The sequence below is a fragment of the Cohnella nanjingensis genome, from assembly GCF_014212125.1.
In the GTDB taxonomy this organism is placed as follows: Bacteria; Bacillota; Bacilli; order Paenibacillales; family Paenibacillaceae; genus Cohnella; species Cohnella nanjingensis.
The window spans coordinates 77,685-101,410 of sequence record NZ_JACJVP010000055.1 but is presented as its reverse complement, the minus strand read 5'-3'; the positions used below and the strand labels follow the sequence as shown (position 1 = coordinate 101,410).

Below are 23,726 nucleotides of genomic sequence, written 5' to 3'. Positions count from 1 at the left end.
CACCGACATGCACCACCGACATGCACCACCGGACAGGTCCCAGCCCATGAAGTCCGGGCGACCTTTGCCCAACCGAAGACGAATATTCCCTACGATTATTAGGTGTATAAGCCCTGAAAGCGATAAAGGCCAAGACCCATTTTCATAAGAAAAGACCGCGCTCCCCGGCATTCGGGAAGCGGCGGTCGGATGGCCATCGGTCAAACCGTCAATTCAGCGGCTTGTCTTCGAGCTGGTAATGCACGTCGAGCGCTTCGTGCAGCTTCTTCTTCGCCGACACTTCCACGCTGTGGTTGTTGTTGAACTTGATGCCCGCGAGCGCCATCATCTCCTTGACGGTCAGCTCGACCTTCATCGTATCGTCACCTTGCGGAATGCGTACGATCGAACTCATGATCCTCACTCTCGCTTTCTCGCGAATGGATAGCTTGGGTATATCAATTCCCCAGAGACGGAGCGGCTATGAATCATTGCGACAAAAATGGTCCGATGTCAGCTATGTTTCTTATTGTGGCGCAATTTTAATATAACACATTATGTTAGGTATAGCAAGATGAAAACGCTTCACAAATCGCCCGTTTTCAACAAAACATCTTTATCGGTTGCGCATCGGGCGCAAAAACATTTGGATGAATACGCGGGCCCGACGGGCGGCCATTCTCGCCATGCCGTCGTTTTTCCGGTACAATGGAAGCATGAATATTCAAGCAAGGAGCGGCCTGCACACGATGCCGATAACCGATAACACCTCCTCAAGCCCGCAGCCTCGATTGTGGAACGACAAACGGTTCCATACCTGGAACTACGAGATGCGGGAGCAATTCGGAACGAAAGTATTCAAGGTCATGCTGGATGCCGGCTTCACCTGTCCGAACCGGGATAACACGATCGCGGCGGGCGGCTGCACCTTCTGCAGCGCGAGAGGTTCCGGCGACTTCGCCGGCAGCCGGCGGAACGACCTCGTCACGCAGTTCAACCAGATCCGGGACCGCCAGCACCTGAAGTGGCCGGACGCCAAGTATATCGGCTACTTCCAAGCCTATACGAACACGTACGCGCCGCTGGCGACGCTGCGCGAGTATTATGAAGTGATCCTGCAGCAGCCGGGCGTCGTCGGCTTGTCGATCGCGACGCGCCCCGACTGCCTGCCGGACGACGTGGTGGACTATCTGGCGGAGCTGAACGAGCGCACCTACCTCTGGCTCGAGATGGGCCTGCAGACGGTGCACGAATCCACCTCGAATCTCATCAATCGCGCGCACGACACCGCCTGCTACGTCGACGCGGTCCGTCGCCTGCGCAAGCGCGGCATCCGCGTCTGCACGCACATCATTCACGGCCTCCCCGGCGAGACGCATGAGATGATGATGGAGACCGTGCGGCAGGTCTCGCAGATGGACGTTCAGGGCATCAAGATCCATCTGCTCCACCTGATGCGCAAAACGCCGATGGTCCGTCAATGGAAGGAAGGGCTGCTGCGCTTCCTGGAGCAGGACGAATACGTCCAGCTTATCGTCGATTCACTCGAGATGCTGCCGCCGGAGATGATCGTGCACCGGCTGACGGGCGACGCTCCGCGCGACCTGCTCATCGGCCCGATGTGGAGCCTGAAGAAATGGGAAGTGCTCAATGCCATCGATGCCGAGCTGGTCCGCCGGAATACGTGGCAGGGTAGATTGTGGGAGGGGCGCTGAACGATGGGCTTCCCCTCCGTCCTGACCATGGCGCAGCGGTGGGTCGCCGAACGGGCGGCCCCCGGCGCCGTCGCGATCGACGCGACGGCCGGCGGCGGCGTCGACGCGCTGTTCCTCGCGCAGACCGTCGGACCGCGCGGCCGCGTGTACGCCTTCGACGTGCAGCAGGCGGCGCTCGACCGCACGCGGGACAGGCTCGCCGCCGCTGAAGCTGCCGATGTCCCCGCCGAGCGGCGGACGCTCGCGCCCGTCGCGCTGATCCTCGCCGGGCACGAGCGGATGGCGGACCGCGTGCCCGAAGCCGCGCACGGCCAAGTCCGCGCCGTCATGTTCAACCTCGGCTACCTTCCGGGCGGGGAAGGCACCGAAGGCGCGCACGTGGGCGCCGCCCCGATCATCACCCGGCCGGATACGACGCTTCCCGCGCTCGAAGCCGCCCTCGCGCTCCTCGCGCCGGGCGGCGCGCTGACCGTCGTCGTCTATCCCGGCCATGCCGGCGGTTCGGAAGAGGCGGCCGCCGTTGACCGCTGGGCGGCGGCGCTCCCTTCCGACGCCGCGCAGGCGGTGCTCTACCGGATGCCGCAGAAGCCGTCCGCCCCCTTTCTATACGCCATTGAGAAAAAAGGTTAGGAGTTGAAACCGTTGACCGTACGCAAAATCGAGCATGTGGGCATTATGGTAAGCAGCATCGAAGCCTCCGTCGCGTTTTACGAGCAAGCGGTCGGCTTGCAGCACTTGGAGACGATAACCCATACGAATGGCGTCATCCGCCTCGCGTTCCTGGCGTTCCCGGGCGCGTCCGAGACCGAGCTCGAATTGATCGAAGGCTATACGGGCGCCCTCTCGGCCGAAGGCCGCGTGCATCATGTCGCCTTCAACGTGGACGACATCGAGGCGGAGTTCGCCCGGATCGGCTCGCTGAGCGTCGCCGGCCTGGACGAGACGCTGACGACGCTGCCGAACGGCAGCCGCTACTTCTTCTTCCGAGGCCCGGACGGAGAGTCGCTTGAGTTTTTCCAAACCACCCGAGGAGGATCTGCCCAATGAGCACATCTGTCAAACCTTATCCCTTGCACTTCAAACCGGAATTCAAAGAACGCGTATGGGGCGGTCGCGCCCTCGAGCAATTCGGCTACGACGTGCCGGCCGGCCCTATCGGCGAAGGCTGGATGATTGCCGACCATGCGAACGGCGTCTCGCACGTGCTGAACGGCGAGCTGGCCGGCCAAGGCCTCGACCGCATCCGGGAGGAGCTCGGCGCGTCCTGGCTCGGCGCGAAGGCGCAATCCGGCAACGGCCGCTTCCCGCTGCTCATCAAGCTGCTCGACTGCAATGACGACCTGTCTGTGCAGGTGCATCCGAACGACCACTACGCGGGACTGCCGAAGGGCGAGCTGGGCAAGACGGAAATGTGGTACGTCATGGACGCGAAGCCGGACGCCAAGATCATCTACGGCCTGAAGCCGGGCGTCGACCGGACGGCGATGGCCCAAGCGATCGAGGAAGGCCGCATCATGGATACGCTGCAGGAAGTGTCCGTCAAAGCGGGCGACACGTTCTACATACCGGCCGGCACGGTTCACGCGCTCTGCGCGGGCGTGCTGGTCGCCGAGATTCAGCAGAACTCGGATACGACCTATCGGCTCTACGACTACGACCGTCCGGGCCTGGACGGCAAGCCGCGCGAGCTGCACATCGAGGATTCGCTCAACGTGACCGACTATGCCGGCGCAGGCGCCAGCCGCATGTCCACGGCGGGCACGCCGGCCGGCGAATGGCTGACGCTCGCCGAATCCCCTTACTTCGTGACCGACAAAGGCGTCGTGCAAGGCGTATGGCCGCAGGAGACGCCGGCCGACAGCTTCGTCGTGCTCATCGTCGCCGAAGGCAGCGGCTCTATCGGCTGGGCGGACGGCAAGCTCGACGCCAAAGCGGGCGACTGCTTCCTGCTGCCGGCCCCCCTCGGCGCATACACGCTGGACGGCGCGATGACCGTCCTGCGCAGCCGCCTGCCGTAAGGCGGCATCGCGCCCCGAGCCCGAGCGCGGCTCTGCAAGGCCAATCATTCGCTTGAACGCGAAAGGGAGATTCAAGCATGCTGAGACAAATGCTGATTCTGTTCGGTCTGGGGATCGCCATGTGGGCGGTCGCTACGTTATTCTTCGTCCTCTTCGGCGATTGGCTGCTCGTCGCCGTCGGCGAACCGCAATTCGGGGCCTCTCTCTTCCTCCTGGAGGCGTTGACCGTCCTCGTGCTAATTGGAGTCGCCCTGATCGTCAGACTGAAGCTGTTCCCGGCGCCCGGGTCCGCTACGCGGTTCGGCTACGTCGGCGCCTTGACCGGCCTTGCGCTCGACACGTTCGTCCTCTTGAACCGGGACAGCGTCTTCCGCAGCTTCGACGAAGGCCAGCACCATGCGTTCACGATCTGGATGACGCTCGCCTACGCCTTCTGCCTGCTCGTACCGGCGGTCGTGGACCGTCTCGTGCGGACCAAGCGCGAGCCCGTCCGCGCCGAGAGCGAGCCTGCGGACGACGAGTCCGTCGAACCCCTCGTCTGATTCGCGCCGCAGCGTCAATCTGCCTGAAACGATCGATTACGTCAACCGAGGAGCGATACGAATGCCGAACAGTCCCTCCGCGGAGCAGCACCGGCGCGAGGCGCCGTCCTCCGTCGCCTGCCTCGTCGTCACCGTCTCGGACACGCGCACGCCCGAGACGGACAAGAGCGGCCGTCTCGCCCGCGAGCTGCTCGAGGGGGGCGGCTACGCCGTCATAGGCACCAAGATCGTCCCGGACGAGTACGACCTCATCCGGCGGCTGCTGCAGGACGCGGCGGCCGACCCGGCCGTCGAAGCCGTCCTGCTGAACGGCGGGACGGGCATCGCGGGACGCGATACGACCTGCGAAGCGGTGAAAAGCATGCTGACGAAGGAGATGCCGGGGTTCGGCGAGATCTTCCGCATGCTCAGCTTCACGGAGGACATCGGTTCCGCCGCGATCCTCTCCCGCGCGGTCGCCGGCACGATCGGGGAGACGGCGGTGTTCTCCATGCCCGGCTCTACGGGGGCTGTACGGCTCGCCATGACGCGCCTCGTCGTGCCCGAGCTGGGACACGTGATGCGGGAGATCTACAAGGACGCGCGCCGTCCCTGACTCCCCCGCGCCTTTCACCGGGTGTTATAATAGGGCGAGAGGGGAGAGCGTTGAACTTGAACGAAGATCAACTGCAAGCGAACTTGAACGAAGATCAAATGCAAATCTGTCCCCGCTTCGAGAAGGCGCTGGAGCTGCTGGGCAAACGCTGGATCTCCCTGATCCTGTTCTGCTTGATGAGCGGTCCCCGGCGATTCAGCGAGATCGAAGCGAACGTCGCGAATCTCAGCGGCAAGGTGCTCGCGGACCGGCTGAAGGAGCTCGAAGCGGAAGGTCTCGTCGCCCGCGACGTCTATCCGGAGACGCCGGTCCGGATCGAATATTCGCTGACGGACAAGGGCAAAGCCTTGGCCCCGATCTTCGGCGAAGTGGCCAAGTGGTCCTCGGCTTGGATCCGGTTGGACCCGCAAGCGGAGTGACGGCGGCTGCCGGGATCATCCGTTCGGCGCGTCGTCCTTCCGCCATAAAAAAAGCATCGTCCCGAACCGCCTTTTGCCGGCGAGGGGGCGATGCTTTTTTGTGGTGCGATAGAGACGTTCGGTTAAGCGGCTTGCTTCGCTTGCTCTTCCGGCGCCCGGGTCCGGCGGATGAACAGGCCGATGAGCAGTGCCAGGACCGCGATCGCAAGGCCGATCCAGAACGAGTTATGCAGGCCGGCGACCATGCCTTGCACCTGCTCGGCCGGGGACGGCTCGGCCGGATTCGCGGCATTGTCCTTCAGATAGTTTTTGGTGCCCGACGACATGATGCTGATGAATAGCGCCGTGCCGATCGCGCCGGATACTTGCTGCAGCGTGTTCAGGATCGCCGTGCCGTGCGGATACAGATGGCGCGGCAGCTGATTCAGGCCGGTCGTCTGCGCCGGCATCATCACCATGGAGATGCCGATGAGCAGGACGATGTGGATGAAGACGACATAGCCTGCCGTGCTGGTCGCTTCGATCCGCGTGAACAGGAACAAGGCAACGACGACGAGCGCGAGACCCGGAATGACGAGGACGCGCGGACCGAACTTGTCGAACAGCTTGCCCGAGATCGGCGCCATAATCCCGTTGACCACGCCGCCCGGCAGCATCGTGAGACCCGACTTGAACGCCGTCATGAGCAGCGCGCCCTGCAGGAACAGCGGCAGGAGCGTCATGGTGGAGAACAGCGTCATCATCAGCACGAACAGCAGCACGACGACGAGCGTGAACATCGGATACTTGAAGGCGCGCAGATCCATGATCGGATCCTTAATGGACAATTGGCGCCAGATGAACAGCAGCAGCGCAAGGCCGCCCACCGCGATCGTGCCGTACACTTCAAGCTCGCCCCAGCCGAGTTCGCCGGATTTGCTGAAGCCGTACACGATGCCGCCGAAGCCGATCGTCGAGAGCAGGATGGAGAGGATATCCACCTTCGGCTTCGTCGGTTCGGTCACGTTGCGAAGATAGATCGCGGAGACGATGATGGCGATCGCCGCGAGCGGGATGACAAGGATAAACAACCAACGCCAGGACATGGAATCCATGATGAGACCCGATACGGTCGGACCGATGGCGGGCGCGAACATAATGACGAGGCCGATGAGTCCCATGGCGCCCCCCCGCTTCTCCGGCGGGAAGATGACCAGAATGGTGTTCATCATGACTGGAAGCATAAGGCCCGTGCCCATCGCTTGAACGATCCGGCCGGTGAGCAGGACGCCGAATTCCGGCGCCGCCGCCGAGATGACCGTGCCGACGAAGAATAAGCCCATCGCGGCTAGAAACATCTGTCTGGTGGTGAACCACTGCTGGAGCATGGCGGTAATCGGGACAAGTACGCCGATGACGAGCATGTAGGCCGTCGTCAGCCATTGAATCGTGGAATACGGAACTTCGAACGCTTTGACGAGATCCGGCAGCGCGTTCCCGAGCAGCGTCTCGTTCAAGATCGCGACGAAGGCGCCGATGATGAGCGCGAATACGATCGGTCCCCGTTTGATTTTGCTCAGATCGACGGACGACGCGTTTGAACCTGAACTTGCGGCATTCATTTTCTCTCCTACCCTTCTCTCTATATGTCTACACTTGTATGGTTAATTCAACAAATGTATAGTTTACAATATACACGCTCCATAGGCGTAAAAGTCAAGAATCAAATTGTATCCTACTGTAGGTTAATCTACACCGGAGGCTCATATGTATACGAAAGAAACGGCGCCCAAGGCCGATCTTCGCGTCAAGCGCACGCGCAAGCTCCTCTGGGAATCGCTGATGTCGCTGTTGGAGAGCCGGCCGTTCGATGCGATCACGGTGAACGAGATCTGCGAGCGGGCGATGGTTCACCGGACGACCTTCTACAAGCATTTCGAAGACAAGATCCATCTGATGTCCCATGGCTTGCAGGAGATCAGTCTTCGATACGCCGAGGAGAGCTATGAGGACCGGATCCGGCGCCCGATACAGATGTTCCAGAAGCTAGGTCATCTCAAGCAGTTCCGCAGCCTGCTGCAGGCCGTGAACGACAATCCCGCCCTGAAGGACGTCATGCACCGCCAAGGGGCCGAGCTCCTGAAAACCGACCTGCTGGAGCTGCAAAAGGAGGGTCGGCCTTTTGCCGTCCCGATCGAAGTCATCGCGGAGTTCTACACCGGCGCGGTCGCCGGTCTCGGCTCCTGGTGGCTCTTGAACGATATGCCGGTATCCGCCGAGCAGATGGACGAATACTTGGCCCGGTTGATTCACCCGGAGATTTTCTTTCCCGGGCAAGCCGCGGACTGCCGCTGCGAGGAATAGTCCTCGGAGCGGCAGCGAATCCCCGCTCCAGACATCAAAGAGCTTCCCCGCCCGCCATTTCGAGCGGGAAGGGAAGCTTTTTTAGGGTTTGCGACCTCAAAGTCGGCCTTTCGCGCGCCTCTCCCGGCGGCGCGTTATGGCGCCGAAGGCGCCGTGCGTCAGGACGCAGCACGATGGCGGCGGTCGCACACCATCGGATTAGCCCCGCAGAATCTCCTCGATCCGCTTCAGTTCCGCTTCCGAGAAGTCGAGGTTGTTCACCGTAGCGACGTTGTCGTCGATCTGGCTCACCTTGCTCGCGCCGATCAGCACCGACGTCACGCGTCCGCCGCGCAGTACCCATGCCAGCGCCATCTGGGCCAGCGACTGGCCGCGTTCTTGGGCGAGGTCGTTCAGCTTGCGGACCTTCGCGATCCGCTCGGGCGTGATGCTGCCTTCGTTCAAGAAGACCGAAGCGCCCGCCGCGCGGGAGTCCTGCGGGATGCCGCCCAAATATTTGTTGGTCAGCAAGCCTTGCTCCAGCGGGGAGAAGGCGATCGAGCCGACGCCGTTCTCTTCGAGCACGTCCAGCAGCGCGTCCTCGACCCAACGGTCGAACATGCTGTAGCGCGGCTGATGGATCAGGAGCGGCGTGCCCAGCTCCTTCAGGATCCGGATCGCCTCCGCCGCTTGCTCCGCGCGATAGTTGGAGATGCCGACGTACAGCGCCTTGCCGGAGCGGACGATATGATCGAGCGCCATCATCGTCTCTTCGAGCGGCGTATCCGGATCGGGACGGTGATGATAGAAGATGTCCACGTAGTCGAGGCCCATGCGCTTCAGGCTCTGGTCGAGGCTCGACACGAGATATTTGCGGGAGCCCCACTCGCCGTAAGGCCCTTCCCACATGTAATAGCCGGCTTTGGTCGAGATGACGAGCTCGTCGCGGTACGGCTTGAAGTCGCCGGCGAGCAGGCGCCCGAAGTTCTCCTCCGCGGAGCCCGGCGTCGGGCCGTAGTTGTTCGCGAGATCGAAGTGCGTAATGCCGAGATCGAAGGCGCGGCGCGCGATGGCGCGGCCGTTCTCGTAAGGGTCGATACTGCCGAAGTTGTGCCAGAGGCCGAGCGAGATCGCGGGCAGCTTCAGCCCGCTGCGGCCGGTACGATTGTACTTCATGGTGCCGTAACGCTGGTCGTTCGCCAAGTAGGTCATGGAATCCATAACTCCTTCGAAATGGGATAAATACGATGATTCGGTTAAGCTGAATTCGGTGATGCGTTGGTTCGGCTATACGTCGATTCGGCGGTTCGGCGATTCGCATATGCGTCATTCAGCGATCCGCTATGCCGCCGCTCGGCGATTCAACCCTTCGTGATGCGCGCGCCTGCCGCCAGCCCGTCCGGCTGCGGCAGGGCGAGGAGCTGCGCAGGCGCGCCTTCGCCCGCGTACGTCACGACGATCGTCGTCCCGCGGGCGCGGTCGACGCGGCCCTCCTCCACCCAGACGCCGTAGTCGAACGGCAGCCGCTCCACCGCCGCTTTTTTGACGAGCTCGCGCTCGTCCAGGCCGAGCCGTCCGGCGGCCGACTTCATCTCGGCCACCCAGGTGTCCTTGTCCAGCCGCTCTTCCCACCAGATCTTCCGGGGCTTGTACTTGTGCTGCAGGAAGTAGTCGATCTTCAGGAGGCCGAGCGTCACGTCCGGATCGAGTCTCGGGTTGGCGTCGTCCCGGAGGAACGACCAGAGCCGCGCGAACAGATCTTCGAGCTGATGCCCGATGCGCTGCCAGCCCCGCTCCTCCCAGTAGTCGCCGAACCGCTGGAAGAAGTCGAACGGCGACGGATAAGCCTTGTCCACCAAGTATTCGATCGTCCGGTCCATCCGGTGCGCGTTCCAGTACTTCTCGAGCACGTCCTCGACGCGTTTGATGCGCACGATGTCGGCGAAGGGCATCAAGTCGTTGCCCAGCATCTCGTACGGCGCCCTGTCCATGTAGACGTAGCCGAACTTGTCCGCGTCCAGTCGCAGCCCCGTTCCCCGCAGCATCTTCAGGAAACCGAGCTGCAGCTCCTCGGGGCGCAGCGCGAACACGTCGTTGAACGTCTTGCGGAACGTGTCGTAATCCTCGTGGGGCAGACCGGCGATCAAGTCGAGATGCTGGTCGATCTTGCCGCTCTCCTTCACCTTGGTCACCGTGCGCACGAGCTTGCTCCAGTTCTGCCGGCGCTGGACGGCCAGATTCGTCACGTCGTTCGTCGATTGCACGCCGATCTCGAAACGGAAGACGCCCGGCGGCGCATGCTCCGCCAGGAAGTCAAGCACCTCGGGGCGCATGATGTCGGCGGTGATCTCGAACTGGAAGACGCACCCGCGGTGGTTGTCGATCAGGAAGCGGAACATCTCGAGCGCGTAATCGCGCTTGATATTGAAGGTCCGGTCGACGAACTTGATCAGCTTCGCCCCGCTGTCGATCAGATAATTGATGTCGGCCTTTACGCGGTCCATATCGAAGTAGCGGACGCCGACCTCGATGCTCGACAGGCAGAACTGGCAGCTGAACGGGCAGCCTCTGCTCGTCTCGAAGTAGACGACGCGGTTCGCGAGCGACGGGACGTCTTCGGCGAAGCGGTACGGCGACGGCAGCGCGCCGAGGTCGAGCTTCGGACGGCCCGGATTGACGATCGCCCGGCCGTCCTTGCGGTACGCGAGCCCGAAGACGAAGTGGAACTTGCGCGCCCCGGACAGCTCCCGCAGCAGGTCGCGGAACGTCTCCTCTCCTTCGCCCATCACGATGAAGTCGACCGCCGTCAGCCGCTCCATCCACTGCTCCGTGTCGTAGGACACTTCGGGGCCGCCGAGGACGATCGTCACGTCTGGCAGTACCTTGCGGAGCATATCGATGACGACGATGGTCTCCTCGATGTTCCAGATGTAGCAGGAGAAGCCGATGACGTCGGGCTTCCGCCGGAACAGGTCCGCAGCGATCGTCATCGGCGGATCCTTGATCGTATATTCGGCGATATCCGCGTCGAACTCTCCTTCGCAGTAGGCTTTCAGGCAGCGAAGGGCGAGCGACGTATGAATGTATTTGGCGTTCAGCGTCGCGAGTACGACGTTCATATCGGGTTCCCTCTCTTGCGTTCAGTCGTCTCCTCTATTGTAACGGATACGGGCAGTGGATGACAGCGCCCAAGCCGAGGGGAATACGAACGTCGAACGCCGCCCGCGAACGAGAAGGCGACCTTATCAAAAAGGCGCCTTCCCTTTCGCGGGCGGGAGGCGCCGAGACTTGCCGGCCTTCGGGGCATTACGCCTCGAAGCCGTTGTCCTTGATGACTTGCTGGATGAAATAGTAGCTGTCCTTCGGATGGCGCTCTAGCGTCTCGTAGTTCGTGTAGACGATCCCGAACCGCTTGCGGTAGCCTTCCGCCCATTCGAAGTTGTCGAGCAGCGACCAGGCGAAGTAGCCTTTGAGCGGCACGCCGGACTCGATCAAGCGATGGCATTGGATGAAGTGCTTCTTGTAGTAGTCGGCGCGCCGCGCGTCGTGCACCCGGTTGTCGGCCGTCAGCTCGTCGTCGTAGCAGGCGCCGTTCTCCGTGATGTAGATCGGCACGTCGCCGTATTCCTCTTTGACCCAGGAGAGCACCTTGTACAGTCCGTCCGGATAGACGTTCCAGTCCATGAACGTCTTGTCGAAGCCGACCTGCACTTCCTCGCAGTCGAACAGACCCTCGTCCTTCTTATAACGGCCGAAGCCGCCGCTGTAGAAGTTGACCCCGATGAAGTCGATCGGCTGCGCGATCGTCTCCATGTCGCCCGGCTCGATCGGCACCTCCGCGCCTTTGGCGCGGAACCAGTCGACCATGAACGGCGGATACGTGCCCTTGAACGTCGGTTCCATGAACCATTCGTTGTTGTAGGCGCGGTTGCGGCGCGCCGCCGCCACGTCTTCCGGCTTCGTGGTGTAGGGCTCGAACCAGTACAGGTTGTGCGTCGTGCCGATCTCGCCCTGGATGCCCAGCGCCCTGAACTTCTTCACGGCTTCGCCATGGGCGACCATGCAGTTGTGCGCGATGGTCACGGCGAGCTGCAGATCCCGGTTGCCGGGCGCGTGGGCGCCGATGTAGTTCGAGAGGAACGAGACGCACCACGTCTCGTTGAACGTGATCCATTGCTTGATCTTGCCGTCGAACGCCTTGAAGACCGTCTCGGCGTAGTTCGTGAAGGCCGCGATCGCATCGCGGTTCGCCCAGCCGCCCTTGTCCTGCAGCGCTTGCGGGAGATCCCAGTGATACAGCGTCACGCAAGGCTCGATGCCGGCGGCCAGCAGCGCGTCGACGACGCGGCGGTAGTAGTCGAGCCCTTTCTCGTTCAGCTCGCCCGTCCCTTGCGGGTAGATGCGCGGCCAAGCGATCGAGAAGCGGTAAGCTTTGACGCCGAGCCGCTTGAGCAGCGCGATGTCTTCCTCATAGCGATGGTAGCTGTCGCATGCGACGTCTCCCGTGTCCCCGTTGAATACGTTGCCGGGCGTATGCGAGAACGTGTCCCAGATGGACAGTCCTCGTCCGTCCTCCTGATAGGCGCCTTCGATCTGATAAGAGGCGGTCGCCGTCCCCCATACGAAGTCTTGCGGAAATTGAATGTTGGCCAAAGAGAATCCCTCCGCACCCGAATCATCTCGCGCGTGTCATGTAAAACGTTTTCCATGTCTATTTTAAACGATAAATCATGGCGTCGGCGCGGATTATTGTGTGCGATATTGGCCTTTACTTATCCGGATTGGCTTGATCCATCGCGTCCAGCGCGTTTTTCTCCAGCCCGTCGCGGAACGCCTTGACCTCCGGAATATCGATCTGCGCCCCGTCCTTGCCTTTCTTGAATACGGTGCCGTTCGTCTTCGCGAGGATGTCGAGCAGTTGCTGCGTCATCTTTGCCGTGACGGTATCCGGATTCGCCTGGATCGTCTTCGTGTACACTTCCTTCACCTTCGGATCCAGCTTCAGCGTATCGAAGTCGAAGATCGGCGTGTTGTTCAGCCCGATGAGCAGATCGTTCAGATACATCATATAGCGCTGCTCCGCCTTTTCGCGCAGAGCCGACGTCGGATACGTCTTGATGTAGTTCTCCGCAGCGATCGTCCGCGAAGCCAGCTCCGTCCATTCGATGACGAGGCCCGCGTCGGCGGCCGTCTTGTTGTCGGATTCCATGGCGTAGAGCGCCACGAAGTCCTTCATCTCCGGCGTGACCTTCGCGTCGGCCCGCTTCAGCTTCCCGTAGTCCACCACGGGGAAAATAAAGCCTTCCGCCTGTTCGAGCTTGTAGCCGCCCGCCAGCGACTTGTCGACCAAGGCCTTGGCAGTCTCGTCCTTGATCTCGGCCGCGTTGTCCGCGGTGATCGGCCATTTCGCCTTCATTAGACCTTTCTGCACGTTCTCGGCCTCGAACTTCTTCTCGGCGTTCGGCAGGTCTCGCTCATAGAAGGCGAACATCTCCCGCAGCAGAGCATCGCCCGTCTCCGGCTGCCGAGCCGCCGCGAGCGCGGCGTCCAATTCCTTGTTCAAGGCGTCCGCGCCGGTATCGCCCTTGGCCTTGTCCCGGAATGCCTTGATCAGGGCCGCGTCTTGATCTTCGTTCGGCGTCTGCGAAGCCGATCCCGACGGACTGGCCGGCGCCGTCGCGGCGGGGACCGAATCCGAAGGCGATGCCCCCGCTTCCCCGCCGGACCCGGACTTGCCGCATCCGGCCAATACGGCGGACAAGGCCAGCATGGCGGCCATGCCCGCGATCGCTTTGCGTTTCTTGGAATTCGAATGAGAAGTCATCGGTATTCCTCCCTCTTTGATCGCTGCGTCCGTCCCCGGTAACGTCGCCCGGGCGAATCGTCGCGATATCCCTCTTTGCATACAAAGACGATTCCAAAGCTTGGAAGGTTGCGGGATGACCGATATCGGGAAGGGGATGGGCGCGGCGCCAAACCAAAAAGAGCGGCGCCGCCGGCTTCATGCTGCCGGCAGGCGTCGCTCCCCCGTGGATGCGGACGAACTTAGTTGTATACTTTGACCCGGTCGGACACCGGTTGGAATTCCTTCGCGCCCGCAGCCGCTACCGGCTCGCCGAACACCAGCTGCGCTTGCAGCTTCCAGTTGGCCGGGACGTTCCATTCCTTCTGGACGAAGCCGTCCACCAGCGGGTTGTAGTGCTGCAGCGATGCGCCGAAGCCCTCGGCTTCGAGCGCCGTCCAGACCACGAATTGGAGCATGCCCGAAGAATGGCCGGACCAGATCGGGAAGTTGTCTTTATAGGAAGGGAAGGCATTCTGAAGGCCTTCGACGACCGATGCGTCTTCGAAGAAGAGCACGGAGCCGTAGCCGGCTTTGAAGCCGTCCAGGCGTTGTTCGGTGGAGACCCATTGCTCTTCGGAGACCATCGCCTTCAGCGTGCTTTTAGTTAGATCCCAGAATTTATCGTGTTGTTCGTCCAGCAGCACGACGACGCGCGCGCTTTGGGAGTTGAACGAAGAAGGGGAATGCTTGACGGCGAACTCCACAATCTCCGAGATGCGCGCATCGGAGACGACGGCTTTCTTGCCAAGCGCATAGACGGTGCGACGATCTTCAACGGCGGTCAGAAACTCTTTCGACATTCGATTTCCCTCCAGGGTACGTATATATTTATGTTTTCTATGGTATTGTAACATACTATATTTTATAAAGTAAACTATTGTGATTGAATTTCTCGCAGTTTCCGGCGGGAGACCCGCCTCTCCTGCGGATAAGGTCCCCTCCTGTTGTCGACAGGATGCGCTATGCGTTAAAATCGGGGAATAAACCCGTAAACCGGCGGAGTGAGGGAGTAGAGAGAACCTATGACGAAATACCGCTTGATTGCCATCGATATGGACGACACGCTGCTGAACGACGAGCTCGTCGTGACGGAGGGCACCCGTCGGGCGCTGGAAGCGGCGATCGCGCAGGGCGTGCATATCACGATCGCGACGGGACGCATGTTCGCTTCGGCGCAGCAGACGGCCCGCCAGATCAGCCTCAATGTCCCGATCATCACCTATCAAGGCTCGCTGATCCGCAACCTGCTGGACGAGCAAGTGCTCTACGAGCGTTCGGTTCCGCCGGAAGCCGTCCGGAAGCTGTACGCCTACACCCGGACGCGCGGCTTGCATCTGCAAACGTACATCGACGACCGGCTCTACAGCTTCGACAACGGCGACAAGCTGGCCGCTTATGCCAAGCAGTCGAACATTCCCTATATCGTAGAGCCGGAGCTGGATCGGCTGCCCTCTGGCAACCATACGAAGCTGATCATCATCGACGAGCCGGCCAAGCTCGACGAGATCGCGCCGGAGCTGCATGCCTTGCTGGGAGAAGGCGTCCACATCACCAAGTCCAAACCGAACTATCTGGAGTTCATGCACCGGGAAGGAACCAAGGGACACGCGCTCCGCTTCCTGGCCGGGCACTTCGGCTTCCCGCTCGAAGAGACGATCGCCATCGGCGATGCTTGGAACGACCGAGAGATGATCGAAGCCGCCGGCTTGGGCGTAGCGATGGCCAACGCGGTTCCGGCGCTGCGCGAGATCGCGGACTTCGTGACGCTGAGCAACAATGAAGACGGCGTCAAGCACGTCATCGAGAAGTTTGTGCTGAACGTCTAAGGGGTATATAGAAGAAGCGCCGCCCGTCGATGGGGCGGCGCTTCTTCTTTTTCGGGCCTCGGACGTCATCGCATCGAGGTCGAGGAACCTGTTCTCATTTGGCCTTAAATATTACTTGGCAACCAGTTTCTTGAGGATGCGTAGGTCTGTCGTATGTTCCTCTATCGTTGTGGATATTTCGTTATACTGGGATTGAAACTCGGTGTTAGACGCGACTTGCTCGTAAACGGCATCCATTTTGCTTTCGATCCGGTCAAGTTTCGCATGCGTCTCCGACTTGAAATCGCGAATCTCTCGGCCGATGTCATTGAGTTTGTCCACGACTTGCCTAAGCCATTCTTCCACCTAAGCACCCCCGACGATTCTTGTCCAATCAGCTTAGCATATCGATGATGGAACGTTCAAGCCTTTATGCTTGCGCCATCGCGCCGCCGCTCCCGTTCACTCGCTCTCCCCCAGCGTCTGCTCGCGCTTGCGCTTTTCCTTCAGCAGCCGGTACATCTCCAGGCTATCCTGCAGATACATTGCTTCTTCTTCCGTGAGCGTCTCTTCCTCGCCGTTCACGCGGATATGATTCGGCGCTTCTTCCGGCTTCTCCTCGCCCGTCAACAGCCAATCGAGCGACACTTCGTACATGCCGGCGAGCTCGCGGAGCGTCTCGTTATCCGGCTGCGATTTATTGTTCTCATACTTGGATATCGTCGTAAAATCAAGCCCCAACGCGCCGGCGACTTCATTCTGCGTCATCTGTTTGTCGTTGCGCGCTTGCTTCAGCCGTTTGCCGAACGTCACCGGCCCACCTCTTTTTTGCTCCAGTATAAGAGATTTGCCGACGCTCCAAAATCGACTTGACGATACTTCAAATATGGGCTTGAAAACTGATCTTTATTCAAGTTATAATGAAGAAAATTGAACTTTCTTCAAGGAGGTTGACCGGATGCTGGTGCCCGATTGGGTCCCCAGAGGTTACTGGATCGTCTCGTTCGTCGTCATGATCTCGATTCTCATCTGGGTCCACAAGCGCAGCGCCGCGGACAAGCCTAAAGAGACGAAGAAGGATAAATAACGCCACGCCAAAAAGCGGGCGATCAGGGACATCCATCCCCGATCGCCCGCTTTTTGGTTCATCCCTTCTGCCCTGTAAATCTGCGCTCCCTATTCTACTTCCCCGCCAACACCTGATACCAGATGCCGCGCTTCGAATAGAGCGTGTTCTTGACCTCCGTCCATCCGCCCAGATAGCCGATGTCGAACAGGTCGGCCGGCTCGGGGAACCGGTTCGCCCACCGGGCCGCCGCCTCGGGCGCAACCGGCCGGAATCCGTGCCGCGCCAAGATCTCTTGGGCGGCTTCGCCGTGGAGATAGGCGACGAAAGCATCCGCGGCCTTGCGCACGCCATGCGCGTCGGCGTTCCGATCCACGACCGCGGCCGGATTCTCAATGAGGATCGTACGCGCCGGACGAACGATCTCGTAGTCGACGCCTTGCGCCTGTCTGGCCAAGATCTCGTTCTCGTAGGTGACGATGACGTCCCCGACGCCGTATTCGAAGGCCGCCATCGAAGCGCGGCCGCTCTTGTCCATCGATTCGATGTTGCGGTGGACGGCGGCGAGGAAGCGCTTGGCCGCTTCCGGATCCTTGGTCCCCGTCTCTTCCTCGGACCGCTTCAAGCCGGCGCCGTAGATCGCGTTGATGTCCCACTGCGCGCCTCCGGACACCTGCGGATTCGGATACAGCACCTTGACTCCGGGCTTCGTCAGATCTTCGAAGTCCTTAATCCCCAGCGGATTCCCCTTCCGCGTCCCCATGGCGACGATGGAGCGCGTGATCATGCCCCCGTCCGCGCCCTGCTTCCAGCCGCTCTGCATGAGCCCGGCCTTGACGATCTTGTCCATATCGCCTTCCAGCGACAGTACGGCCACGTCCGCCTCGAAGCCGCCGACGATCGAGCGCGCCTGGGTACCGGACGCTTCGTACGATTCCTGGAACCGGACGTCCTGCCCGGTCTTCGCCTGCCATTCCTTGCGGAAGGCCGGCATGATCTCCTGCAGGGCGTCCTTGGCGACCGAATAAGCGCCGACGACGAGCGTCACGCTCTTGCCGTCGGCCGCGGCGGCCGGCGACGCGCCCTCGGCAGCAGGCTTCGCCGCGCCGCCCCCGCCGCATCCGGCAAGCAGAGCCGCCAGCGCCGCCCAGACGGCGACGCCGCGCAGACCGGCGCGGACGCCCGGCCTGGATCCTTTGCTGCTATTCGACATGTACGGTCCTCCTATCGGTGCCTTTGAAGGCTCCCGCCACGGCTTCGCCGACTCCTTAGAAGAGGGCGATACGTTTTTATCGGAGACGTATCGGCAAAGGAGGGGTGAAACTTATCCTTTTCTGATACGTCAACAGGAACGGCAGTCCGGCCCGGACTGCCGCCATCCGTCAAATATGAACCGGCATGGGATCTTCCTTCAGCTTGTTCTCCATGACCCAGCTGTCGTTGTCGTTGAACAGGTACGCCCGGTGGACGAGGACTTGCACGGCGTCGCCCGGATGCAGCACTTCCTTCTCCAGCGAACGGTAAGTGACGAGCTTGATCCCGCCGACCGCTACTTCGACCAGCCATTCGCTGCCGCGGAAATGGATATGCTTGACCTTGCCCGCCTCCGTCGCCGACAGCAGCGAGAATTCGCTCTCCTTGCCGATCTCGATATATTCCGGACGAATGAGGCCCTTGGTTCCCGGCCAAATGGCCGCATCGGCGAACCCGCGCAGCGACGCGATGTCCTCGACGATCGTCGATTCGCCGATGAACCCGGCGACGAACGGCGTCTGCGGATCCTTGTAGATCTCCCACGGTGAGCCCTTCTGCTCCAGGCGCCCTTGGTTGATGATCATAATCTCGTCGGCCACTTCGATCGCTTCGTCCTGGTCATGGGTGACGAAGATCGAAGTGATGCCCAGCCGGTCGATCATCTCCCGCAGCCAAGAACGCAGCTCGTGACGGATCTTGGCGTCGATGGCCGCGAACGGCTCGTCGAGCAGCAGCAGCTGCGGCTCGGGCGCCAAGGCGCGGGCGAAGGCGACGCGCTGGCGCTGTCCGCCAGACAGCTGATGCGGATAGCGGCTCTCGAACCCCTTCAGCCCCGTCAGTTCGACCAGCTCGGCGACGCGCTCCTTCACCTTGGCCTTCGGCCACTTCTTCACTTCGAGCCCGAAGGCGATGTTCTCGGCGACCGTCATATGCTTGAAGAGCGCATAGTTCTGAAAGACGAAGCCGATCCCGCGTTCCTGCGGCGGCAGGTCGTTCACCCGTTGGCCATGGAAGACGATATCCCCTTCGTCCGGCGTCTCCAGCCCCGCCAGCATGCGCAGGATCGAAGTCTTGCCGCCGCCGCTCGGGCCGAGGAGGCCGATCAGCTGTCCTTTGGCGATGCTGAATTCCACGTCCTTCACCGCTTGAAAAGTCCCGAACTTCTTGTTCAATCCCCGTACTTCTACATGCATATCAATGCACTTCCTTTCGGGATTTGGCCCATTCCATGAATAGCAGCAGCAGGACGGAACCGGCCGCCAGCGCGAGCGCGACCGCATTCGCCGCCGTTAGATTGAAGTTCTCCACGTCTTGATACACCAAAGTGGTGGCCGTCTGCGTCTTGAACAGAATATTGCCCGAGACGACGAGCACCGCGCCGAACTCGCCGAGACAGCGCGCGACCGTCAGCACGACGCCGTAGACGACGCTCCACCGGATCGAAGGCCAGGTTACCCGCCAGAACGTCGTCCAAGCGTAAGCGCCCATCATGTGCGCCGCTTCTTCCTGCTGGCTGCCGATCTCCTGAAGGACCGGTATCACTTCGCGTACGACCAGCGGAAACGTGACGAACAGCGTCGCGACGACCATGCCCGGAAGCGCGTAGACGATGTCGATGCCCGCCCTGCCCAACAGCGCGCCGAGCGCCGTATCCGGGCCCATCAGGAGGACGATCATGAGCCCCCCGATGACGGGCGAGACGGCGAACGGAAGGTCCACGATGCTGTTCATCAAGCGCTTCAGCTTTCGGCCCAGCCAGGTGGCGCGAACGAGGTACAGCGAGAGCATGACGCCGAAGAACGCGTTCACGATCGTCACGACGACGGCGATAATGCCGGTCATGAGCAGCGCATGGAGCGCTTCGGGCCGCGTCAAGCCGTGCCAGAAGCCGGACCAGCCGCTGTCGAACGCGCCCTGGGCGATCCGGAACAACGGAATGATCAGTAACAATCCGAAGACGACGACGGTCAGACCGATCCAGAGTCTCCTCATCATCGTCCCGTCCTCCTCGTCTGTACGTAGTTGACGATCCAGAGGATGAGGAAGGACAGCGTGAGCAGGAGGACCGATATCGCCGCCGCGCCGGCCGGATTGTCGCTCTCGATCTCGCCGAAGATATAGACCGAGGCGATCAGCGTCTTGCCGGGGATATTGCCGGCTACGAGGACGACCGCCCCGAACTCCGCCAGCGCGCGGGAGAAGGCCAGCATCGCGCCGCTCGCGATGCCGGGCAGCATGCAGGGCAGGATGACGCGGAAAAAGGTTCTCGCGGGAGAAGCCCCCATCGTATAAGCTGCCTCCTCCTCCGAGGCGTCCAGCTCCTCCAGCAGCGGCTGAACGGAACGGATGACGAACGGGAAGGTCACGAACACCATCGCGATCACGATGGCCGGTTCATGGAACAGGATCGTGAAGCCAAGCGATTCCGCGCCTTGGCCGATCGGGCTCCTTGGTCCCAGCAGGAGCAGGATCATGAGGCCGACGACCGCGGTCGGGAGCGCGAAGGGCAGGTCGACCAAGCTGTTCAACAACCGTCTGCCCGGGAAGCGATAACGGATGAGCACCCAGGCCGCCATCGTCCCGATCGCCGCGTTGATCGCCGTCGAGATGAGCGCCAGCTTGACGGTCAGCAGCACCGACTTCCAAGCCAGCGCTTCCGTCACGTTGTCGAGAAAAGCGTGCCATCCGCCGGACAACGACTGTCCGTAGATGCCGAGAATCGGAAATACGATGAGCAAGACGAAATAAAGCAGGACGGCGCTGCGAAATCCCCAGCTCCACCATCGGCTCTGCAGCATGTTAGTCACGTATGCGAACCTCCAGGATGGGCAATTACTTAATTCCTATTTATTTAGTTGGTATTGTTAATTTATCAGATGAGATCGGAATTCGTCAATGACTTAAGACCAAATTGGAGGAAATAATCAGCGGAATTTATAGCCCATATATATTACGCTTATGGGCGAATAACGTTTATAATATTTCCATCTTCATCCACGGAGGTTTATCATGCGTTTTAAAGAGCAGCTTCGCACGACGAGACGCGACGAGATGATCGACGTGACCCGCCAAGTCGCCGCCCTGATCGGCCGGTCGGGCATCCAGGAAGGGATCGCCGTCGTCTATTGCCCGCATACGACGGCCGGCATCGCCATCAACGAGAACGCCGACCCCGACGTCAAGCACGACGTGCTGATGCGGCTGAACGAGGTCTATCCTTGGCAGCACCCGAAGTACCGGCATGCCGAGGGCAACACGGCCTCCCATCTCAAAGCGATCACGACCGGCGCCTCGCAGACCGTCGTCATCGCCGACGGCAAACTGCTGCTAGGCCGGTGGCAGGGCATCTACTTCTGCGAATTCGACGGTCCCCGGGAACGCGAATATATCGTGAAGTTGATGGCCGATTAGGCGGGATACCAGGCATGCACGTCCGACAGCCGCGCGCTGCCGTCGGACGAGCCGGTTGACCGGCCATTCACGCGCCATGCCAAAGAACCTCCATCTCCGCCTGTTCAGGCGGGGATGGAGGTTCGCTTTCCATGGGGCTCCGTTTAAACTTCGTTCCCGGTTGTGTTTCGCTAAGCCTCGTTCTCGATAAAGTACCGTTCTTCGCCTTGCTCCTGGATCGCTTGACCCTGCGTCAGGTCCGTGATCCACGCCTGAAAGCGCTCGGCCTCCACGGCTTCGGGCAGACATAGCACGCGCACCCGGTCGGTGAACGAGACGTCTCCGACGCGCACGCCCCGGCCGCGCAGCTCGTTCTCCAGCTTGCCGTACCAAGTATAGTCCAGCTCGACGTAGATCTCGCGGTGCAGCACCTTCAAGATCTGTTCCGCCGCATCGATGCCGGCGACCGCGCCGTCCGTATAAGCCCGGACCAACCCGCCCGCGCCCAGCATGATCCCCCCGAAGTAGCGGGTGACCACGACCGCGGTGTTCTTGATCCCGCGGTGCTTGATGACTTCGAGGATCGGCTTGCCCGCCGTCCCGCTCGGTTCCCCGTCGTCCAGCGCCTTCTGATATTCGTCTCGTTCGCCGACGACGTAGGCCGAGCAGTTATGGGTAGCGTCCCAATGACGCTTCTTGATCTCCTCGATAAAAGCGACCGCCTCTTCTTCGGAGGCGACCGGCCGCGCATGACCGATGAACCGCGACTTCTTGATGACGATCTCCGCCTGACCGTACTGCCTAACCGTTGCAAACCTCGCTAACAATGCCGCCTATCCTCCCCCGCGCGCCTTCCCGGCGTGCCTTCCATTGCCACTATCTTATCACTGCGCGTCCGGGTCAGACCAGCATTGCTTCTATCCCTCTTCAATAAATATACAACTGCCGATCTTCCGCCTCGCGAATCCAAACCTGCATAAAGCCTTGCTCCCTATTGTCCCATGCATAGTAGGGAATGAATAAACAAGGGCTCCCTTCGCCGTCCCTGCCGGTCAGAACGGTCACTCCGCCAAGCAAATCGGGACGGTGGTTGATCTGCAGCTTCTCCCGAGCCAAGAAAGTACGGCTGTCAAAGGATGATGCCGGATGATCCGCCTGCTCCATGCAATAGATGATCGGACCTCGCTGAATGGCAAGACGACCGCGATTGGCTTCGACCTCCGCCCTGGCGCGCACGACCTCCACAGGCATATCCAGTTCAAGTACGATGGAATCTCCCTGCGACCATTCCCGATCAAGCGCAAGGTAGCCCCGATCGTTCAGTGCCTCGGCTCCGAAGAGGCTCTCGCCGCCGACCTTAAGCTTGTAGCCTCTGCACCAACCCGGCACGCGTAATCGAATGACGAATTTCCCCGTTCGTTCAGGGTTAACCGCAAGCTCGATCTTGCCGTCCCACGGGTAATTCGTCGTTTGTTTCAGCTTTACGTTAAGCCCGTTGCCGACCTCGAATTCCGCTTCGCCATTCATGAATTGATTGACGACGAGCCCATCGTCCGTCCTGGCATAAGCGTACTGGCCTATGGAAGGCAGATACCGTACCAAATTTGTCGGGCAACAGGACGTGCCGAACCATTCTACGCGGTGGTGGTCGCCTTTTGACGCCAGCGGATTGACGTAGAAAAACTTGTCGCCGGACAACGAAATTCCGGCTAAAGCACCATTGTACATTTCACGCTCCACCACATCCGCATATTTGGCGTCACCGAACAGCAGATTCATCCGATGATTCCAGAACACCATTGCGACTGCGGCGCAAGTCTCGCAATAGGCGGTTTCGTTCGGAAGATCGTAATCCTGGGTAAAGCCTTCATTATGCAAGGAAGGTCCGATTCCTCCCGTCACGTACATGTTGCGCTCCCATGTATGCGCCCATACGCGATGCAAGGCATCGACATAGGCCGGATCGCCTGAAGCGTGAACGACATCCGCCATTGCCGTGTATAGATACATAGCGCGGACGGCGTGCCCGGTCACCTTCTCGATGTCTCGAACCGGAACGTCGTCCTGGCAGTATGCCGGTCCCCATTCTTCTTTATCCCATATCGCGCCTTTTCCGTGACCGTGCCCACGTTCCTCTAACAGCCAAAGAGCGAGTTTCCAATAACGCTCCTCATGCGTAACGCGATACAGCTTCACGAGAGCCAGTTCGATTTCCTCATGCCCTTCTACCCAATGACGTTTACCGGGGCCGAATTCGCGATCGTAATGGTCAACCATCCTGCAGGCGACATCGAGAAGCTTGCGTTTGCCCGTCGCTTCATAATAAGCGACCGCCGCCTCGATCAAATGACCGCCATTATACATTTCGTGTTTTTCCATATCCGTCCATTTGCTCTCAGGCGCTACTAACGTATAGTAGGTACACAAATAGCCATCCGCTTCCTGCGCGGCGGCGATAAGCTCGATGATCCGGTCGATTTCCGCTTCCAGCTCCGGATCCCTGTTCGACATCAGCAGATAGGCTGCACCTTCGAGCACCTTGTACACGTCGGAGTCGTTGAAGTAGATGCCTTCGAATTCTCCTTCCATCAGACCGGCAGCCTTAGCGAAATTCGATATGCGCCCGGTTTCTTCGCATTGGGACAGGCAGGTTTTGATCGTGACTTTGCTTAGGACTTCGAGACGCGGACGCCAGAAAGCGTCATCGATTTTCACTTTCGTAAAGGGAACGCTCTGCCAATTCATCAATTGGGCTTCAATTTGTGTCATTCCGATT

26 protein-coding genes are annotated in these 23,726 nt (G+C 60.5%); 11 read left to right on the top strand and 15 right to left on the bottom strand.

The window, feature by feature from the left end; translation table 11 throughout:
* Window positions 1-208: 208 nt before the first annotated feature.
* A complete protein-coding gene (locus H7C19_RS29645) occupies window positions 209-394 on the bottom strand; it encodes a hypothetical protein (RefSeq protein ID WP_185672708.1) in 186 nt (61 codons plus the stop codon).
* A 334-nt stretch (window positions 395-728) separates the two neighbouring features.
* Between H7C19_RS29645 and mnmL the strand changes: the two genes are divergently transcribed.
* From mnmL to H7C19_RS29610, 7 genes are all read left to right on the top strand, one after another.
* On the top strand, window positions 729-1,694 hold the full coding sequence (gene mnmL, locus H7C19_RS29640) for a tRNA modification radical SAM protein MnmL/YtqA (protein ID WP_185672707.1): 966 nt from the start codon (window positions 729-731) through the stop codon (window positions 1,692-1,694).
* A gap of 3 nt (window positions 1,695-1,697) precedes the next feature.
* Window positions 1,698-2,324, top strand: coding sequence for a tRNA 5-(aminomethyl)-2-thiouridylate-methyltransferase MnmM (gene mnmM, locus H7C19_RS29635; protein WP_185672706.1), 627 nt, complete (start codon window positions 1,698-1,700; stop codon window positions 2,322-2,324).
* A gap of 12 nt (window positions 2,325-2,336) precedes the next feature.
* Window positions 2,337-2,741: a VOC family protein gene (locus H7C19_RS29630; RefSeq protein WP_185672705.1), complete on the top strand. Its 405-nt coding sequence runs from the start codon at window positions 2,337-2,339 to the stop codon at window positions 2,739-2,741.
* The gene (locus H7C19_RS29625; RefSeq protein WP_185672704.1) at window positions 2,738-3,712 is read left to right on the top strand and encodes a type I phosphomannose isomerase catalytic subunit; all 975 of its coding nucleotides are present in this window, start codon (window positions 2,738-2,740) and stop codon (window positions 3,710-3,712) included. The genes H7C19_RS29630 and H7C19_RS29625 overlap by 4 nt, the downstream gene beginning before the upstream one ends.
* A gap of 77 nt (window positions 3,713-3,789) precedes the next feature.
* The gene (locus tag H7C19_RS29620) at window positions 3,790-4,254 is read left to right on the top strand and encodes a DUF5367 family protein (RefSeq protein ID WP_185672703.1); all 465 of its coding nucleotides are present in this window, start codon (window positions 3,790-3,792) and stop codon (window positions 4,252-4,254) included.
* 61 nt (window positions 4,255-4,315) lie between these two features.
* Complete coding sequence (locus H7C19_RS29615; RefSeq protein WP_185672702.1) at window positions 4,316-4,849, top strand: MogA/MoaB family molybdenum cofactor biosynthesis protein; 534 nt, start codon at window positions 4,316-4,318, stop codon at window positions 4,847-4,849.
* A gap of 98 nt (window positions 4,850-4,947) precedes the next feature.
* The gene (locus tag H7C19_RS29610) at window positions 4,948-5,268 is read left to right on the top strand and encodes a winged helix-turn-helix transcriptional regulator (RefSeq protein WP_185672714.1); all 321 of its coding nucleotides are present in this window, start codon (window positions 4,948-4,950) and stop codon (window positions 5,266-5,268) included.
* 122 nt (window positions 5,269-5,390) lie between these two features.
* On the opposite strand, the gene H7C19_RS29605 is transcribed toward H7C19_RS29610, so the two are convergent.
* Complete coding sequence (locus tag H7C19_RS29605) at window positions 5,391-6,869, bottom strand: DHA2 family efflux MFS transporter permease subunit (protein WP_185672701.1); 1,479 nt, start codon at window positions 6,867-6,869, stop codon at window positions 5,391-5,393.
* A gap of 145 nt (window positions 6,870-7,014) precedes the next feature.
* On the opposite strand from H7C19_RS29605, the gene H7C19_RS29600 reads away from it, so the two are divergent.
* Window positions 7,015-7,611 carry a TetR/AcrR family transcriptional regulator gene (locus H7C19_RS29600; RefSeq protein WP_185672700.1) on the top strand — a complete coding sequence of 199 codons (597 nt, stop codon included), beginning with the start codon at window positions 7,015-7,017 and terminating at the stop codon, window positions 7,609-7,611.
* 198 nt (window positions 7,612-7,809) lie between these two features.
* Here the strand turns inward: H7C19_RS29600 and mgrA are convergent, their stop codons facing one another.
* The 5 genes from mgrA to H7C19_RS29575 form a co-directional block, all read right to left on the bottom strand.
* Window positions 7,810-8,802, bottom strand: a complete 993-nt coding sequence (gene mgrA, locus H7C19_RS29595; protein WP_185672699.1) for an L-glyceraldehyde 3-phosphate reductase — start codon at window positions 8,800-8,802, stop codon at window positions 7,810-7,812.
* 149 nt (window positions 8,803-8,951) lie between these two features.
* Window positions 8,952-10,709 (bottom strand): B12-binding domain-containing radical SAM protein, encoded by a 1,758-nt coding sequence (locus H7C19_RS29590; protein WP_185672698.1) that lies wholly within the window; start codon window positions 10,707-10,709, stop codon window positions 8,952-8,954.
* Between the two features lie 187 nt (window positions 10,710-10,896).
* Window positions 10,897-12,243: a GH1 family beta-glucosidase gene (locus tag H7C19_RS29585; RefSeq protein WP_185672697.1), complete on the bottom strand. Its 1,347-nt coding sequence runs from the start codon at window positions 12,241-12,243 to the stop codon at window positions 10,897-10,899.
* A gap of 115 nt (window positions 12,244-12,358) precedes the next feature.
* Window positions 12,359-13,414 (bottom strand): hypothetical protein, encoded by a 1,056-nt coding sequence (locus H7C19_RS29580; RefSeq protein WP_185672696.1) that lies wholly within the window; start codon window positions 13,412-13,414, stop codon window positions 12,359-12,361.
* Between the two features lie 221 nt (window positions 13,415-13,635).
* Window positions 13,636-14,235: a nitroreductase family protein gene (locus H7C19_RS29575; RefSeq protein ID WP_185672695.1), complete on the bottom strand. Its 600-nt coding sequence runs from the start codon at window positions 14,233-14,235 to the stop codon at window positions 13,636-13,638.
* A 222-nt stretch (window positions 14,236-14,457) separates the two neighbouring features.
* Here H7C19_RS29575 and H7C19_RS29570 point away from each other — a divergent pair, with 222 nt between their 5' ends.
* Complete coding sequence (locus H7C19_RS29570) at window positions 14,458-15,261, top strand: Cof-type HAD-IIB family hydrolase (RefSeq protein WP_185672694.1); 804 nt, start codon at window positions 14,458-14,460, stop codon at window positions 15,259-15,261.
* Between the two features lie 111 nt (window positions 15,262-15,372).
* On the opposite strand, the gene H7C19_RS29565 is transcribed toward H7C19_RS29570, so the two are convergent.
* Together H7C19_RS29565 and H7C19_RS29560 are read right to left on the bottom strand one after the other, a co-directional pair.
* Window positions 15,373-15,606, bottom strand: coding sequence for a hypothetical protein (locus tag H7C19_RS29565; RefSeq protein ID WP_185672693.1), 234 nt, complete (start codon window positions 15,604-15,606; stop codon window positions 15,373-15,375).
* A 96-nt stretch (window positions 15,607-15,702) separates the two neighbouring features.
* Window positions 15,703-16,053 carry a helix-turn-helix domain-containing protein gene (locus tag H7C19_RS29560; RefSeq protein ID WP_185672692.1) on the bottom strand — a complete coding sequence of 117 codons (351 nt, stop codon included), beginning with the start codon at window positions 16,051-16,053 and terminating at the stop codon, window positions 15,703-15,705.
* A 145-nt stretch (window positions 16,054-16,198) separates the two neighbouring features.
* On the opposite strand from H7C19_RS29560, the gene H7C19_RS35370 reads away from it, so the two are divergent.
* Entirely contained in the window at window positions 16,199-16,327 is a 129-nt protein-coding gene (locus H7C19_RS35370; RefSeq protein WP_281385029.1) for a hypothetical protein, read from the top strand.
* A gap of 94 nt (window positions 16,328-16,421) precedes the next feature.
* Here the strand turns inward: H7C19_RS35370 and H7C19_RS29555 are convergent, their stop codons facing one another.
* From H7C19_RS29555 to cysT, 4 genes are all read right to left on the bottom strand, one after another.
* Window positions 16,422-17,519 carry a sulfate ABC transporter substrate-binding protein gene (locus tag H7C19_RS29555; protein WP_185672691.1) on the bottom strand — a complete coding sequence of 366 codons (1,098 nt, stop codon included), beginning with the start codon at window positions 17,517-17,519 and terminating at the stop codon, window positions 16,422-16,424.
* A 169-nt stretch (window positions 17,520-17,688) separates the two neighbouring features.
* Window positions 17,689-18,753 (bottom strand): sulfate/molybdate ABC transporter ATP-binding protein, encoded by a 1,065-nt coding sequence (locus tag H7C19_RS29550; RefSeq protein WP_185672690.1) that lies wholly within the window; start codon window positions 18,751-18,753, stop codon window positions 17,689-17,691.
* Between the two features lies 1 nt (window position 18,754).
* Window positions 18,755-19,552, bottom strand: a complete 798-nt coding sequence (locus H7C19_RS29545) for a sulfate ABC transporter permease subunit (RefSeq protein ID WP_185672713.1) — start codon at window positions 19,550-19,552, stop codon at window positions 18,755-18,757.
* Complete coding sequence (cysT, locus tag H7C19_RS29540) at window positions 19,552-20,358, bottom strand: sulfate ABC transporter permease subunit CysT (RefSeq protein ID WP_221469552.1); 807 nt, start codon at window positions 20,356-20,358, stop codon at window positions 19,552-19,554. Before cysT ends, H7C19_RS29545 begins: the two co-directional genes overlap by 1 nt.
* Before the next feature lie 211 nt (window positions 20,359-20,569).
* Between cysT and H7C19_RS29535 the strand changes: the two genes are divergently transcribed.
* Window positions 20,570-20,971, top strand: a complete 402-nt coding sequence (locus H7C19_RS29535) for a secondary thiamine-phosphate synthase enzyme YjbQ (RefSeq protein ID WP_185672688.1) — start codon at window positions 20,570-20,572, stop codon at window positions 20,969-20,971.
* A gap of 170 nt (window positions 20,972-21,141) precedes the next feature.
* On the opposite strand, the gene H7C19_RS29530 is transcribed toward H7C19_RS29535, so the two are convergent.
* A complete protein-coding gene (locus H7C19_RS29530; RefSeq protein ID WP_185672687.1) occupies window positions 21,142-21,777 on the bottom strand; it encodes a YigZ family protein in 636 nt (211 codons plus the stop codon).
* Between the two features lie 100 nt (window positions 21,778-21,877).
* Window positions 21,878-23,719: a glycoside hydrolase family 127 protein gene (locus H7C19_RS29525; protein WP_185672686.1), complete on the bottom strand. Its 1,842-nt coding sequence runs from the start codon at window positions 23,717-23,719 to the stop codon at window positions 21,878-21,880.
* Between the last annotated feature and the right edge of the window lie 7 nt (window positions 23,720-23,726).

Bases quoted from the DNA above. Each gene is read 5' to 3' on its own strand.
- H7C19_RS29600 (WP_185672700.1), top strand. From the start codon at position 7,015: ATGTATACGAAAGAAACGGCGCCCAAGGCCGATCTTCGCGTCAAGCGC.
- H7C19_RS29570 (WP_185672694.1), top strand. From the start codon at position 14,458: ATGACGAAATACCGCTTGATTGCCATCGATATGGACGACACGCTGCTG.
- H7C19_RS29525 (WP_185672686.1), bottom strand. From the start codon at position 23,719: ATGACACAAATTGAAGCCCAATTGATGAATTGGCAGAGCGTTCCCTTT.
- H7C19_RS29575 (WP_185672695.1), bottom strand. From the start codon at position 14,235: ATGTCGAAAGAGTTTCTGACCGCCGTTGAAGATCGTCGCACCGTCTAT.
- H7C19_RS29605 (WP_185672701.1), bottom strand. From the start codon at position 6,869: ATGAATGCCGCAAGTTCAGGTTCAAACGCGTCGTCCGTCGATCTGAGC.
- H7C19_RS35370 (WP_281385029.1), top strand. From the start codon at position 16,199: ATGCTGGTGCCCGATTGGGTCCCCAGAGGTTACTGGATCGTCTCGTTC.
- H7C19_RS29610 (WP_185672714.1), top strand. From the start codon at position 4,948: ATGCAAATCTGTCCCCGCTTCGAGAAGGCGCTGGAGCTGCTGGGCAAA.
- mnmL (WP_185672707.1), top strand. From the start codon at position 729: ATGCCGATAACCGATAACACCTCCTCAAGCCCGCAGCCTCGATTGTGG.
- H7C19_RS29545 (WP_185672713.1), bottom strand. From the start codon at position 19,552: ATGAGGAGACTCTGGATCGGTCTGACCGTCGTCGTCTTCGGATTGTTA.
- H7C19_RS29625 (WP_185672704.1), top strand. From the start codon at position 2,738: ATGAGCACATCTGTCAAACCTTATCCCTTGCACTTCAAACCGGAATTC.
- H7C19_RS29645 (WP_185672708.1), bottom strand. From the start codon at position 394: ATGAGTTCGATCGTACGCATTCCGCAAGGTGACGATACGATGAAGGTC.
- H7C19_RS29615 (WP_185672702.1), top strand. From the start codon at position 4,316: ATGCCGAACAGTCCCTCCGCGGAGCAGCACCGGCGCGAGGCGCCGTCC.
- H7C19_RS29535 (WP_185672688.1), top strand. From the start codon at position 20,570: ATGCGTTTTAAAGAGCAGCTTCGCACGACGAGACGCGACGAGATGATC.
- H7C19_RS29580 (WP_185672696.1), bottom strand. From the start codon at position 13,414: ATGACTTCTCATTCGAATTCCAAGAAACGCAAAGCGATCGCGGGCATG.
- H7C19_RS29590 (WP_185672698.1), bottom strand. From the start codon at position 10,709: ATGAACGTCGTACTCGCGACGCTGAACGCCAAATACATTCATACGTCG.
- H7C19_RS29555 (WP_185672691.1), bottom strand. From the start codon at position 17,519: ATGTCGAATAGCAGCAAAGGATCCAGGCCGGGCGTCCGCGCCGGTCTG.
- mnmM (WP_185672706.1), top strand. From the start codon at position 1,698: ATGGGCTTCCCCTCCGTCCTGACCATGGCGCAGCGGTGGGTCGCCGAA.
- H7C19_RS29620 (WP_185672703.1), top strand. From the start codon at position 3,790: ATGCTGAGACAAATGCTGATTCTGTTCGGTCTGGGGATCGCCATGTGG.
- mgrA (WP_185672699.1), bottom strand. From the start codon at position 8,802: ATGACCTACTTGGCGAACGACCAGCGTTACGGCACCATGAAGTACAAT.
- H7C19_RS29550 (WP_185672690.1), bottom strand. From the start codon at position 18,753: ATGCATGTAGAAGTACGGGGATTGAACAAGAAGTTCGGGACTTTTCAA.
- cysT (WP_221469552.1), bottom strand. From the start codon at position 20,358: ATGCTGCAGAGCCGATGGTGGAGCTGGGGATTTCGCAGCGCCGTCCTG.